This window comes from Pantoea sp. MBLJ3 (genome assembly GCF_000816655.1).
GTDB classification, from domain to species: Bacteria; Pseudomonadota; Gammaproteobacteria; order Enterobacterales; family Enterobacteriaceae; genus Pantoea; species Pantoea eucalypti.
The window spans coordinates 339,448-351,858 of the sequence record NZ_JSUT01000005.1; the positions used below are offsets into that span (position 1 = coordinate 339,448).

General features: G+C 54.5%; 13 protein-coding genes. 8 read left to right on the plus strand and 5 right to left on the minus strand.

Annotated elements, in window-relative coordinates; all coding sequences use genetic code 11:
• Positions 1–93 precede the first annotated feature (93 nt).
• The 3 genes from NP77_RS08165 to hisP are packed head-to-tail and all read left to right on the plus strand — an operon-like array spanning position 94 to position 2,274.
• On the plus strand, positions 94–783 hold the full coding sequence (locus NP77_RS08165; RefSeq protein WP_003854260.1) for a histidine ABC transporter permease HisQ: 690 nt from the start codon (positions 94–96) through the stop codon (positions 781–783).
• Positions 776–1,492, plus strand: coding sequence for an ABC transporter permease (locus NP77_RS08170; RefSeq protein WP_003854259.1), 717 nt, complete (start codon positions 776–778; stop codon positions 1,490–1,492). Before NP77_RS08165 ends, NP77_RS08170 begins: the two co-directional genes overlap by 8 nt.
• A gap of 8 nt (positions 1,493–1,500) precedes the next feature.
• Entirely contained in the window at positions 1,501–2,274 is a 774-nt protein-coding gene (gene hisP, locus NP77_RS08175) for a histidine ABC transporter ATP-binding protein HisP (protein ID WP_003854258.1), read from the plus strand.
• 36 nt (positions 2,275–2,310) lie between these two features.
• Here the strand turns inward: hisP and NP77_RS08180 are convergent, their stop codons facing one another.
• Positions 2,311–3,210 (minus strand): TIGR01777 family oxidoreductase, encoded by a 900-nt coding sequence (locus NP77_RS08180; protein WP_003854257.1) that lies wholly within the window; start codon positions 3,208–3,210, stop codon positions 2,311–2,313.
• A 182-nt stretch (positions 3,211–3,392) separates the two neighbouring features.
• On the opposite strand from NP77_RS08180, the gene yfcF reads away from it, so the two are divergent.
• On the plus strand, positions 3,393–4,034 hold the full coding sequence (yfcF, locus tag NP77_RS08185) for a glutathione transferase (protein ID WP_008926475.1): 642 nt from the start codon (positions 3,393–3,395) through the stop codon (positions 4,032–4,034).
• Between the two features lie 108 nt (positions 4,035–4,142).
• A complete protein-coding gene (gene yfcD, locus NP77_RS08190) occupies positions 4,143–4,667 on the plus strand; it encodes an NUDIX hydrolase YfcD (RefSeq protein WP_003854255.1) in 525 nt (174 codons plus the stop codon).
• Between the two features lie 110 nt (positions 4,668–4,777).
• On the opposite strand, the gene pta is transcribed toward yfcD, so the two are convergent.
• Positions 4,778–6,907: a phosphate acetyltransferase gene (gene pta, locus NP77_RS08195; RefSeq protein ID WP_033743374.1), complete on the minus strand. Its 2,130-nt coding sequence runs from the start codon at positions 6,905–6,907 to the stop codon at positions 4,778–4,780.
• An 86-nt stretch (positions 6,908–6,993) separates the two neighbouring features.
• Positions 6,994–8,196, minus strand: coding sequence for an acetate kinase (ackA, locus tag NP77_RS08200; protein ID WP_039659730.1), 1,203 nt, complete (start codon positions 8,194–8,196; stop codon positions 6,994–6,996).
• A 337-nt stretch (positions 8,197–8,533) separates the two neighbouring features.
• Between ackA and yfbV the strand changes: the two genes are divergently transcribed.
• The 3 genes from yfbV (at position 8,534) to NP77_RS08215 (ending at position 10,299) form a co-directional block, all read left to right on the plus strand.
• Positions 8,534–8,986 carry a terminus macrodomain insulation protein YfbV gene (gene yfbV / locus NP77_RS08205; RefSeq protein WP_039659731.1) on the plus strand — a complete coding sequence of 151 codons (453 nt, stop codon included), beginning with the start codon at positions 8,534–8,536 and terminating at the stop codon, positions 8,984–8,986.
• 145 nt (positions 8,987–9,131) lie between these two features.
• Entirely contained in the window at positions 9,132–9,626 is a 495-nt protein-coding gene (locus NP77_RS08210; protein WP_003854251.1) for a YfbU family protein, read from the plus strand.
• Positions 9,627–9,639: 13 nt separating this feature from the next.
• Positions 9,640–10,299 (plus strand): sugar phosphatase, encoded by a 660-nt coding sequence (locus NP77_RS08215; RefSeq protein ID WP_003854250.1) that lies wholly within the window; start codon positions 9,640–9,642, stop codon positions 10,297–10,299.
• A gap of 29 nt (positions 10,300–10,328) precedes the next feature.
• On the opposite strand, the gene yfbR is transcribed toward NP77_RS08215, so the two are convergent.
• Together yfbR and NP77_RS08225 are read right to left on the minus strand one after the other, a co-directional pair.
• Entirely contained in the window at positions 10,329–10,928 is a 600-nt protein-coding gene (gene yfbR / locus NP77_RS08220; RefSeq protein ID WP_039659732.1) for a 5'-deoxynucleotidase, read from the minus strand.
• Between the two features lie 69 nt (positions 10,929–10,997).
• Complete coding sequence (locus NP77_RS08225; RefSeq protein WP_003854248.1) at positions 10,998–12,215, minus strand: pyridoxal phosphate-dependent aminotransferase; 1,218 nt, start codon at positions 12,213–12,215, stop codon at positions 10,998–11,000.
• Positions 12,216–12,411 lie beyond the last annotated feature (196 nt).

Genomic DNA, 12,411 nt, shown 5'->3' on the forward strand with positions numbered 1-12,411 from the left:
TGACGGAAAGCGTCTGAAACGGAGAGGTAAAGCTAAACTGCCCGTCTCGCTTGCGGGCAGCGTTTCGTTTACACCCCACGACAGGACCTTTCGATGCTGTATGGCTATTCTGATGTAATTCTTCGGGGCACGCTGGTGACGCTGGAGCTGGCACTCACCTCTGTCGTACTGGCCGTGCTGCTGGGCCTGATTGGCGCAGGCGCGAAACTGTCGCGCAGCCGGCCGCTGGCGATGATTTTTGAAGGCTACACCACGCTGATTCGTGGCGTGCCTGACCTCGTACTGATGCTGCTGATCTTCTACGGTCTGCAGATTGTCCTCAACCAGGTAACCGATGCGCTGGGTATGGCGCAGTTTGATATCGACCCGATGGTGGCCGGTATCATCACGCTCGGCTTTATCTATGGTGCCTACTTCACCGAAACCTTCCGGGGTGCTTTTATGGCTGTGCCTCAGGGACAGATAGAGGCGGCTACTGCATTTGGTTTTACCAGCGCGCAGGTGTTCCGCCGCATTCTGTTTCCGGCCATGATGCGCTATGCGTTGCCGGGCATCGGCAACAACTGGCAGGTGATTCTGAAAGCCACCGCGCTGGTCTCGCTGCTGGGGCTGGAAGATGTCGTGAAGGCAACGCAACTGGCGGGGAAAAGTACCTGGCAGCCGTTCTACTTCGCTATTGTAGCGGGTGTGATTTATCTGGTGTTCACCACGCTGTCGAATGGCGTGCTGTGGTGGCTGAACCGTCGCTATACGGTCGGTGTGAAGAGGGCGAGTTATGATTGAGATTATTCAGGAATACTGGAAATCGCTGCTCTGGACCGACGGTTATCGTTTTACCGGTGTGGCTATCACCCTTTGGCTGCTGATCCTTTCGGTGACCGTTGGTGGCTGTCTGGCCATCCTGCTGGCGATAGCGCGGGTTTCGCCTAACCGGTTTATCAGTTTTCCGGTCTGGCTCTTTACCTACGTGTTTCGCGGCACGCCGCTCTATGTACAGCTGCTGGTATTCTACTCCGGCATGTACACGCTGGAGATTGTGAAAGGCACTGAACTGCTGAACGCATTTTTCCGCAGTGGCCTGAACTGTACGTTACTCGCCTTCACCCTGAATACCTGTGCTTACACCACAGAGATCTTTGCCGGTGCCATTCGCTCGGTGCCCCACGGCGAGATTGAGGCGGCGCGGGCGTATGGCTTCTCCACCTTTAAACTCTATCGCTGCATTATCCTGCCCTCGGCGCTGCGGACGGCACTGCCGGCCTACAGTAACGAAGTGATTCTGATGCTGCACTCCACGGCGCTGGCTTTCACCGCCACGGTGCCGGATCTGCTGAAAATCGCGCGGGATATTAACTCGGCGACCTATCAGCCGTTTACCGCCTTTGGCATTGCGGCTGTGTTATACCTGATTATCTCTTACGTGTTGATCAGCCTGTTCCGCCTGGCGGAACGCCGCTGGCTGGCCCACGTGAAACCCTCTTCATCGCATTGAGTAGAACTATGGCTGACAATAAATTAAGCGTCACCGAATTGCATAAGCGTTACGGTGAACATGAAGTGCTGAAAGGGGTCTCGTTAACTGCTAAAGCGGGCGATGTGATCAGTATCATTGGATCGTCCGGTTCAGGGAAAAGTACCTTTTTACGCTGCATCAACTTCCTCGAAAAACCGAGTGAAGGCAGCATCATGGTGAACAACCAGCAGATCACCTTAGTCCGGGATAAAGATGGTCAGCTTAAAGTGGCTGACAAAGAGCAACTGCGCGCGTTGCGCACCAGCCTCACCATGGTGTTCCAGCACTTTAATCTCTGGAGTCACATGACAGTGCTGGAAAACGTGATGGAAGCGCCGATTCAGGTGCTGGGGCTGAGTAAAGCGGAAGCGCGTGAGCGCGCCATCCGCTATCTCGATAAAGTCGGCATTGATGCGCGGGCGCAGGCGAAGTATCCGGTGCATCTCTCGGGTGGTCAGCAGCAGCGTGTGTCGATTGCGCGCGCGCTGGCGATGGAGCCGGAAGTGTTGCTGTTTGATGAGCCGACGTCGGCGCTGGATCCTGAACTGGTGGGCGAAGTGCTGCGCATTATGCAGAAGCTGGCGGAGGAGGGTAAAACCATGGTGGTCGTCACGCATGAGATGGAATTTGCCCGTCACGTCTCCAGCCATGTGATTTTCCTGCACCAGGGCAAAATTGAAGAGCAGGGGCCGCCTGCGGAGGTGTTTGGCAACCCGAAAAGTCCACGTTTACAGCAGTTCCTCAAGGGATCGCTGAAGTAAGCCTGAGCCCGCGCCTGGCCGGGCGCGGGCTTCTGGTTAATGCTTCACTACATCCTGCAATGCCTCCTGCAGATCGTACCAGCGGAAGCCAAAACCTGACGCCTCCAGCCGCTTTGGCAGCACATGTTGTCCTCCCAGCACCAGAACCGACGATTCGCCCATCATCAGCTTAATGGCGCTGGCAGGCGTACGCATAAAGGCCGGACGATGCATAACCCGACCCAGCGTGGCGGCAAACTGCTCATTACGCACCGCGTAAGGTGCGACCATGTTGAACGGCCCTCTCAGGTCATCATGGTCCAGCAGCCAGATAATGGCGTTGAGCATGTCATCAATATGGATCCACGGCATGTACTGTTTACCACTGCCGATTGGCCCGCCGATGCCGAGCTTAAACGGCAACTTCATTTTGCTGAGTGCGCCGCCCTCGGGCGCCAGTACCACGCCAGTTCGCAGCAGACAAACGCGGGTGCGTTCGCTTTCCGCCGTGAGCGCCAGCTGTTCCCAGCGGGCGCAGAGCTGATGCGTGAACTCATCCTGTCCCTGATCCTCTTCGGTCAGCACCAGATCGCCGGTATTGCCATAAAAGCCGGTTGCCGAACCTGAGATCAATACGGCGGGTGGCGTGGTGCTGGCGTTGATCAGTGAGGCGATCTGCTCGGTTATCTGCCAGCGACTTTCACAGAGCTGCTGCTTGTGTGGCTCCGTCCAGCGTTTGTCAGCGATCGGTTCGCCCGCCAGATTAATCACCGCATCGATGTCATCCAGTGTCGACTGTTGCGCTAGTCCTGACCAGAGTGCGACGTTCTCGCCCAGTTTTTCACGCGCGCTGACCACGTCGCGCGTTACCACGCTGATCTGATGGCCCAACTGCTGCAGACGTGGAATCAGGTGACGGCCAATCAGTCCCGTGCCACCGGTAATAAGAATGTGCATGTTGCGGCTCCCTTGATGTTTTTGTTATTTGCACCTTTCAGCATAGAAGAGTGGAGCCACTCTATAGTGAGTCGCGTCGCGGTTTCTTCTTCTGAAGGAAGAGATCGGATCAGCTCAGCGTTGCCTTCGCAAAAAAAAATCGGTAAACATGATGCAATCCTGACAGCCAATTGAGGTAACCGATGAATTATCCGCCCATCACCCTGTGGTCAGATTCATCATTTTTCAGTCCTTACGCCATGTCGGCCTACGTTGCCCTTAACGAAAAAGGGATTCCGTTCCACCTGAAACGCGTCGATTTGTCGCAGAATCAGCAATACGCAGCGGCATACCGTGAGTTGTCGCTGACCTGCCGGGTTCCGACCCTGCAGATTGATGACTTTCTGTTAAGCGAATCCTCGGCGATAACCGAATATCTTGAAGAGCGTTTTCCGGCACCCGAGTTTGAACGTCTCTATCCTCGCGACCGCGAAAAGCGCGCGCGCGCGAGAGAGATTCAGGCCTGGCTGCGCAGTGACTTCCTGTGGATTCGTCAGGAGCGTCCGACAGAGGTGCTGTTTGCCGGTGAACGCTTTGCGCCGCTGACCGCGTCAGCGCAGCAGGCGGTGGATAAACTCGTTACGGCTGTCGAACGTCTGCTGCCAGACGGACAGCAGAACCTGTTTGGCGAGTGGTCAATTGCAGATACCGATCTGGCGGTGATGCTTAACCGGCTGGTACTGCATGGCGATCCTCTGCCTGCACGCTTACAGCAATATGCTGAGTTTCAGTGGCAACGCGCCTCGGTACAGCTGTGGTTAGCAGAAAGTGGTAAAAATCGGTAACAGCCGGGGCTTGCTCATGCTGGCGTAAGTGATTACCTTACGCCACATAAAAATAACGACGTGGCAAACTGCGTACGCAACTGTACGCCAAACAGGAAAGGGTTACGGATGGTGGATCAAACTGCGGGTGACGGCATTGAGTGGGTCGATATCGTAAACGAAGAGAATGAAGTCGTTGCTCAGGCGACACGCGCGCAGATGCGTGCTCAGTGCCTGCGTCACCGCGCCACCTATATCGTGGTTCATGACGGTATGGGTAAGATTCTGGTACAGCGTCGCACCGAGATAAAAGATTTTATGCCGGGCAAACTGGACGCAACCGCGGGCGGCGTGGTGCAGAGCGGTGAAGATATGCTGGAATCTGCGCGACGTGAAGCGGAAGAGGAGTTAGGGATTGCCGCCGTGCCGTTTGCTGAGCATGGCAAATTCTACTTCGAAGATCAGCATTGCCGTGTCTGGGGCGGTCTGTTCAGTTGTGTGTCACATGGCCCTTTCGCCATGCAGGAATCGGAAGTCGATGAGATTATCTGGATGACGCCCGATGAGATCACCGCACGCTGTGATGAATTTACCGACGATTCGCTGAAAGCGCTCTCTCTGTGGATGAGCCGCAACGGTGATAACCGGGCCTGAAAACGGGCGCATTCATACCAGTGACCGACGCGCATTAACGTGGACTGCCCGGTTACCGGCGAAAAAAAAGGCATGCCTCGTGGCATGCCTTTTTCGTTGTTACCAGACGCTTAACCTTCAGCCTGCTGTGACTGAATAGCCGTCAGGGCGATGGTATAGACGATGTCGTCAACCAGCGCACCGCGCGACAGATCGTTGACCGGCTTACGCATACCCTGCAGCATCGGTCCGATTGAGATCAGATCGGCTGAACGCTGTACCGCTTTGTAGGTGGTGTTACCGGTGTTGAGATCCGGGAAGATAAACACGGTAGCGCGACCTGCAACCTGTGAATTTGGCGCTTTCGATTTCGCCACATCTTCCATGATCGCGGCGTCATACTGCAGCGGACCATCGATGACCAGATCAGGACGTTTCTCCTGCGCAATGCGCGTTGCTTCACGCACTTTCTCAACATCGCTACCTGCACCTGACGTGCCGGTAGAGTAGGAGATCATCGCCACACGCGGATCGATACCAAAGGCGCTGGCAGAATCCGCTGACTGGATAGCAATCTCAGCCAGCTGCTCAGCGGTGGGATCCGGGTTAATGGCGCAGTCACCGTAGACCAGCACCTGCTCCGGCAGCAGCATAAAGAACACGGATGAAACCAGCGAGCTGTTCGGCGCGGTTTTGATCAACTGCAGTGGCGGACGAATGGTGTTGGCGGTGGTGTGAACCGCGCCTGAAACCAGACCATCCACTTCACCGCTCTCCAGCATCATGGTGCCGAGAACCACGTTATCTTCCAGCTGCTCCTGAGCGACTACTTCGGTCATGCCTTTGCTCTTACGCAGCTCAACCAGACGTGGCACGTAGTTTTCACGTACCTGTTCCGGGTCAACAATTTCGACACCTTTGCCCAGTACGACACCCTGAGCCGCAGCGACACGCTGAATCTCATCCGGATTGCCTAACAGGACGCAGGTGGCGATACCGCGCTCAGCACAGATAGAGGCCGCTTTAACCGTACGCGGCTCATCACCCTCTGGCAGCACGACGCGTTTACCCGCTTTACGCGCGAGCTCAGTCAGCTGGTAGCGGAAGGCTGGAGGTGACAGGCGACGGCTGCGCTCAGAGGTGGCGGTCAGTGACTCAATCCACTCGGCATTAATGTAGCTGGCCACATATTCCTGCACTTTCTCAATGCGCTGGGTATCGTCAGCAGGCACTTCAAGATTAAAGCTCTGCAGGCTCAGGGAGGTCTGCCAGGTGTTGGTTTTCACCATAAACACCGGCAGGCCGGTCTGGAAAGCCCGGTCGCAGAGACGGGCGATGCGATCGTCAATCTCATAGTTACCGGTCAGCAGAATTGCACCAATTTCAATGCCGTTCATCGCGGCCAGACAGGCGGCGACCAGCACATCAGGGCGGTCTGCGGAAGTCACCAGCAGTGAGCCAGGACGGAAATGCTCCAGCATGTGCGGGATACTGCGCGCACAGAAGGTGACGGATTTGACCCGGCGGGTCTGAATTTCACCTTCATTGATGATACGCGCATCCAGGTGGCGGCACATATCGATCGCGCGGGTAGCAATCAGATCAAAGCTCCACGGCACGCAGCCCAGCACCGGCAGCGGGCTGTCTGAGAACAGCTGCTTTGGATCGATGTTGGCGATGCTCGCTTTTGAGGAGTCATCAAAGATCTCTGACAGGTCAGGACGGGTACGCCCCTGATCATCCACCGGCGCGTTGAGTTTGTTGATAATTACGCCCGTGATATTTTTGTTCTTCTGACCGCCGAAGCTGCTTTGAGTCAGTTCAATGCGCTCTTTCAACTGTGCCGGCGAGTCATTGCCCAGCGCCATCACGAAGACGATTTCTGCGTTCAGGGTTTTGGCGATTTCGTAGTTCAGTGCGTTGGCAAACTGATGCTTACGGGTCGGCACAAGCCCTTCAACCAGAACCACTTCCGCATCCTGCGTGTTGGCATGGTAACGGGAGATGATCTCTTCCATCAGCACATCCTGCTGGTTCGATCCCAGCAGTGATTCCACACGTGACATCTGCAGCGGTTCAGCGGCAGGAATTGAGGAGTTCTTACGGATAATCGTGGTGGTTTGATCCGGCGTATCGCCGCCGCTACGCGGCTGAGCAATTGGCTTAAAGACGCTGAGACGGACGCCTTTGCGCTCCATGGCGCGAATAACGCCGAGGCTGACGCTGGTCAGGCCGACGCTGGTGCCGGTCGGAATGAGCATAATTGTACGTGACACGTTTGAACCTCTCAGTAATGGCAGGGTGTCAAAAACAACTCCGTCAGCCTGAGCTGACGGAGAGAAGTGTTTTACGCAGTCAGCCGCGCGGCGTCCTGGGCGATGACCAGTTCTTCGTTGGTCGGAATCACCAGCGCCGGGCGAGTGCCTTCTTTATTGATGTAACCAGACTTGCCGAAACGGGCGGCCAGGTTGCGATCGTGGTCAACTTCAAAGCCCAGCAGCGCCAGTTTTTTCAGTGAGAGTTCACGCACCATCGCGGCGTTTTCGCCGATGCCGCCAGTAAACACGACGGCGTCAAGACGGCCATCCATCAGCGCGGTGTAACTGCCGATATATTTCGCCAGACGATGACAGAAGACATCCATTGCACGCTTCGCATCTTCTTTGGTGCTGTAGTTATCTTCAACGTAGCGGCAGTCGCTGGTGACTTCGGTCAGACCTAACAGGCCAGACTCTTTAGTCAGCAGTTTATTGATGGCATCAACGCTCATACCCAGCGTATCGTGGAGGAAGAAGACTATCGCCGGGTCGATGTCGCCACTGCGCGTACCCATCACCAGGCCTTCCAGCGGGGTCAGACCCATTGAGGTGTCCACGCACTCGCCGTTGCGAATCGCAGAGACCGAACCGCCGTTGCCGAGGTGACAGGTGATGATGTTCAGTGACGCCAGTGGCTTGTTAAGCATTTTGGCCGCTTCGTGAGTCACGTAGAAGTGGCTGGTACCATGTGCGCCATAGCGACGAACGCCATGCTCTTTGTACAATTTGTACGGCAGCGCATAGAGATAAGACTCTTCCGGCATTGTCTGATGGAAAGCGGTGTCAAATACCGCGACATTCTTGTCTGACAGGTGAGGGAAATTTTTCATCGCTTCATCAATACCGATCAGATGAGCCGGATTGTGCAGCGGTGCGAAAGAGGAGGCGTCTTTGATGCCCTGGACGACTTCTTCAGTAATGATGACTGACTGCGTCAGTTTTTCGCCGCCATGAACGATACGATGGCCGATTGCAGCAATTTGTGCCGAAAGCTCAGGTTTTTGTGCCAGAATGGATTTAACGATAAAGTTCAGCGCTTCGCTGTGCGCTGCGCCAGCACCCAGAGGCGCTTCCTGTTTTTCGCCTTCCAGCTTCCATTTGATACGGGCTTCAGGAAGATGGAAACATTCCGCCAGGCCTGACAGGAACTCTTCACCGCTGGCAGGGTTAAGAATGGCAAACTTAAGGGAAGAGCTGCCACAGTTCAGAACCAGAACTAACTTACTCGACATGGAAGTACCTATTTTTTGAGAGTGGCTAAATTAAACGCAATCAGACTATCAGCGTAGCCCATGAAAGCTGGTAGATTAATGACAAACATCATGCGGTAGACAGAAATCTGCGATTCCGCAAAAAATTTCGGTAATCTTACGCGAAAATTTTAAGATTGCCTTGTCGAAACTTGGCTCAGGCCTCTTCCCAAAGGCGCATTCCGCTTCCGGAGAGGTGTTAAAACGGCGTCAGAATAGCTGGAGTCATCTTTAAAGACAAAAATAATTGAAGGTTGTTACGTAAAGTTGTGTCTTTATAACTATTTTTTAATCTTTGCAGTATTAGTTGAGGTGAGCCATGGCGAATGAATCTGGCAGTACCAATTGGTTTCGGATGTTTCAGCGCGGCCAACACTATATGAAGACCTGGCCTGCTGATAAGCGCCTGGCCCCCGTGTTCCCGGAAAACCGGGTTTCATCGGCAACCCGTTTTGCCATTCGTTTTATGCCACCTCTGGCGATTTTTACGCTGACCTGGCAGATTGCGATGGGCGGTCAGTTAGGCCCGGCCGTGGCGACTGCGCTGTTTGCCTGCAGCCTGCCGATGCAGGGACTGTGGTGGCTGGGCAAGCGTTCAGTGACGCCACTGCCGCCAACGCTGCTTAACTGGTTTCATGAGGTGCGTACCCGACTGGAAGAAGCCGGGCAGGCGATAGCACCGGTTGAAGGCAAGCCGACTTATCAGACACTGGCCGATCTGCTTAAGCGGGCGTTTAAACAGCTCGACCGCACTTTCCTCGACGATCTCTAGGCAAACCCAGGCTGGCGGTAAAATAATTACCGCTAACCTGCGGCCAAATCAAAGAAAGGCGAGACGGCGGTTTCCGTGTCGTTAACGCTGTGCAATCATTTCTCCATTGTCGATTAACTGAGCGGTCTCTGACCGGGAGTCAATGATGGAAATGACCCATGCACAGCGTTTGATTCTCACTAACCAGTATAAAATCATGGCGATGCTTGAGCCTGAAAATGCTGAACGCTTCCGCCGTTACCAGACCATCATCGAACGCGGCTATGCGCTGCAGATGCGTGAGCTGGACAAAGAGTTTGGCGAACTCAGCGAAGCGATCTGCCGGACGGTGATCGATATTATGGAGATGCATCATGCCCTCCATGTTTCCTGGTCGAACCTCAAAGATAAAGGTCAGCTTGAAGCGCGCCGTCTCGCCTTTTTGGGCTTTGATGCGGCAACTGAAGCGCGGCTGCTGGGCTACGTCCGTTTTATGGTGAATACAGAAGGGCGGTATACCCACTTCGATTCCGGTACTCACGGTTTCAATGCCCAGACCCCAATGTGGGAAAAGTATCAACGCATGTTAGCTTTGTGGCAGACTTGTCCGCGCCAGTACCATTTAAGTGCAAATGAAATCGCACAAGTGATCAATGCCTGAAGAGGAGGAGCGCGTGACCTACAGAGGTTTTCTATTTGATTTAGACGGCACGCTGGTGGATTCGCTGCCAGCGGTTGAACGAGCCTGGAGCCAGTGGGGTGCCCGTCATGGTATCGCCGCTGATGAGATCCTGGATTTTATCCATGGCAAACAGGCGATCACCTCTTTGCGTCATTTTATGGCAGGTCAGTCGGAAGAGGCTATACAGGCGGAGTTTACCGCGCTGGAGCAGGCTGAAGCGGCGGACACCGACGGTGTGCAGGCGCTGCCCGGTGCCGTCGCGTTGCTGAACCGGCTGAACGAACTGAATATTCCCTGGGCAATTGTCACCTCAGGCTCGGTGCCGGTCGCTCATGCCCGTCACAAAGCCGCGGGGTTACCAAAGCCTGCCGTGTTCATTACGGCTGAGCAGGTGGCGAAAGGTAAACCTGAACCCGATCCTTACCTGCTGGGTGCGGAGAAACTGGGGTTAGCGGCGACAGCGTGCGTAGTGGCAGAAGATGCTCCCGCCGGAATTTTATCCGGCCTGAATGCGGGCTGCACGGTGATTGCTATTAATCCTGCGGCGGAGACACCCCGGCTGGATGACGTGGCGCTTAAGCTCGAATCGCTGGCATCGCTGGTAGTTTCCCGCGAGTCTGATGGCAGTTTTACCTTTAGTCAGCAGGCTTAAGGGTTCGCCCGGCGGCCAGTTCGCCGGGCTTAAAGAGGCGTATCCTGCGAGATTTCATCCAGTGACAGGCTGAAGCTCGGAATGAACACGTCAACGAAGTAATCCATCTCCGGCGAACGACGCTGCGCCAGTGTCTTTTCCAGCCGTGCTTTCGCCAGTAAAAATTCATTATTCCCGGCAGACAACTCTTCAAGACACTTAACATAGGCACAGAGCGCATCCGCCTGTTTCACAACGGCCTGCTCCTCTTCACTATGCAGATGCTCATCGATCAGCGGGCGATAGATTTCCTGAAACTCTTCCGGCAGCATCTCAATCAGCTTTTGCTGAGCAATCTTTTCGATTTTCTTATATTCGTGGGCGATCTGCGCGTTGTAATACTTCACCGGTGTCGGTAAATCGCCGGTAAGCACTTCACTGGCATCGTGATAAAGCGCCAGCATGGCAATACGATCGGCATTAAGCGACCCGCTGAACTTGAGATTTTTGATCACCGCCAGGGCGTGCGCCACCATAGCGACCTGCAGACTGTGTTCCGAGACATTTTCGGTGCGCACATTGCGCATCAGCGGCCAGCGATTAATCAGCTTAAGACGGGAGAGGTGAGCAAAGAAGTGGCTTTGTGTCATGCGCGTTCCTGTTGGCAGGCAGGGGAGAGACCGGCTCTCCCCAAATAACGTCAGTATACGCGGGCGTGATTACTGACGATAGCCTTGCAGGAAACGCCCAAATTTATTAATCGCCATCTCCAGATCATCGACGCGTGGCAGCGTAACGATGCGAAGATGATCGGGCCACGGCCAGTTGAACGCACTGCCCTGAACCAGCAACACTTTTTCCTGTAACAGAAAATCCAGCACCATCTTCTGATCGTCGAAGATATTGAATTTTTTGGCATCGATTTTCGGGAACATGTAGAGCGCGCCCTGCGGCTTCACACAGCTGACGCCAGGAATATCATTGATCAACTCCCATGCACGCTGGCGCTGCTCGTAGAGACGACCACCAGGCATGATAAATTCGCTGATGCTCTGATAGCCGCCCAGTGCCGTCTGAATCGCATGCTGCGCCGGGACGTTGGCACACAGACGCATTGAGGCGAGCATTTCCAGCCCTTCAATATAGCCTTTCGCATGTTTCTTCGGTCCGTTCAGTACCATCCAGCCCTGACGGAAACCGGCCACGCGATAGGTTTTGGAGAGGCCATTGAACGTCACGGTCAGCAGATCGGGCGCCAGGGCCGCAATGCAGTGATGCTGGGCGTCGTCGTAAAGGATCTTGTCGTAGATTTCGTCGGCGAAAATGATCAGATTATGCTGACGCGCAATTTCAACCACCTCTAACAGCAGTTCTTTACTGTAGACCGCGCCGGTAGGGTTATTCGGGTTGATGATCACGATGCCACGGGTGCGAGGCGTTATCTTGCTACGGATATCATCCAGGTCAGGGAACCAGCCGGCAGACTCATCACACAGATAGTGCACCGCTTTACCGCTGGAGAGAGAAACCGCGGCTGTCCATAAGGGATAGTCGGGCGCGGGCACCAGCATTTCGTCGCCGCTATTCAGTAACGCCTGCATCGCCTGCACGATGAGTTCTGATACCCCGTTACCGATATAAATATCTTCTACCGTGACATCGCGCATGTCGCGTGCCTGATAGTGCTGCATGATTGCTTTACGGGCGGAGTAGAGGCCCTTGGAGTCGCAATAACCCTGAGCGCTGGGAAGGTTACGAATGACATCAACCAGGATCTCATCCGGTGCTTCGAAACCAAACGGCGCCGGATTGCCAATGTTCAGCTTGAGAACTTTATTACCTTCTTCTTCAAGGCGCTTAGCCTCTTTCAGTACCGGTCCACGGATGTCATAGCAGACGTTATCGAGTTTTCCGGATTTATCAATTTGAAAAGTCATTGTTACCGCCTTGATGGGCAGAATCCTTGTGGCTGCCACAGAAATCGAACCAGCACAATGTACTCTCCTCACGGTCACAAAAGAAGGGTGCCGCCCCGTTTTGGCGGGTTCAACAACTTTTTGCAGAATGCGTAGCGTAAAAAGTAACAGCTCTCGCTGAGGGTGGTTAATAAAACTCTGTATAAAGAAATTTTTA

Bases quoted from the DNA above. Each gene is read 5' to 3' on its own strand.
- NP77_RS08225 (WP_003854248.1), bottom strand. From the start codon at position 12,215: ATGACTTTTCAAATTGATAAATCCGGAAAACTCGATAACGTCTGCTAT.
- NP77_RS08170 (WP_003854259.1), top strand. From the start codon at position 776: ATGATTGAGATTATTCAGGAATACTGGAAATCGCTGCTCTGGACCGAC.
- NP77_RS08210 (WP_003854251.1), top strand. From the start codon at position 9,132: ATGGAAATGACCCATGCACAGCGTTTGATTCTCACTAACCAGTATAAA.
- yfbR (WP_039659732.1), bottom strand. From the start codon at position 10,928: ATGACACAAAGCCACTTCTTTGCTCACCTCTCCCGTCTTAAGCTGATT.
- ackA (WP_039659730.1), bottom strand. From the start codon at position 8,196: ATGTCGAGTAAGTTAGTTCTGGTTCTGAACTGTGGCAGCTCTTCCCTT.
- yfbV (WP_039659731.1), top strand. From the start codon at position 8,534: ATGGCGAATGAATCTGGCAGTACCAATTGGTTTCGGATGTTTCAGCGC.
- pta (WP_033743374.1), bottom strand. From the start codon at position 6,907: ATGCTCATTCCGACCGGCACCAGCGTCGGCCTGACCAGCGTCAGCCTC.
- yfcF (WP_008926475.1), top strand. From the start codon at position 3,393: ATGAATTATCCGCCCATCACCCTGTGGTCAGATTCATCATTTTTCAGT.
- NP77_RS08165 (WP_003854260.1), top strand. From the start codon at position 94: ATGCTGTATGGCTATTCTGATGTAATTCTTCGGGGCACGCTGGTGACG.
- NP77_RS08180 (WP_003854257.1), bottom strand. From the start codon at position 3,210: ATGCACATTCTTATTACCGGTGGCACGGGACTGATTGGCCGTCACCTG.
- yfcD (WP_003854255.1), top strand. From the start codon at position 4,143: ATGGTGGATCAAACTGCGGGTGACGGCATTGAGTGGGTCGATATCGTA.
- hisP (WP_003854258.1), top strand. From the start codon at position 1,501: ATGGCTGACAATAAATTAAGCGTCACCGAATTGCATAAGCGTTACGGT.